Genomic DNA, 265 nt, shown 5'->3' with positions numbered 1-265 from the left:
CCGCAGTAAGGAGCGCAACATGCGTCAGAATCAGCTCATGGTTGGTGATGCGATGCAGGCAAACCTCGGGTTTGTTGAATCGCAGACCGCTTACGTGGAGGCCGGTGTTTATCGCGCTCGCTTCCCCGGCATCCGTTACCCGGGCCTGATCCCGGTTGACTATTCCGCCCCGGAATGGATCAAGACCGTCACATACTACAGCATGGACATCTCGGGTCGTGCTGACTGGATCGCGGATCGCGCTAGCGATATTCCTGTTGTAGGA

1 protein-coding gene is annotated in these 265 nt (G+C 57.4%); it reads left to right on the top strand.

The features are described from left to right. Nucleotides 1–19 precede the first annotated feature (19 nt). Nucleotides 20–265, top strand: a 246-nt coding sequence (locus RMT89_RS43530) for a hypothetical protein (RefSeq protein WP_315889285.1), incomplete at its 3' end; no start/stop codon positions are given.

Origin of the sequence: Streptomyces sp. P17, from assembly GCF_032436805.1 — a bacterium.
In the GTDB taxonomy this organism is placed as follows: Bacteria; Actinomycetota; Actinomycetes; order Streptomycetales; family Streptomycetaceae; genus Streptomyces.
The sequence above is the reverse complement of the archived record's forward strand: the minus strand, read 5'-3'. Positions and strand labels throughout refer to the sequence as shown.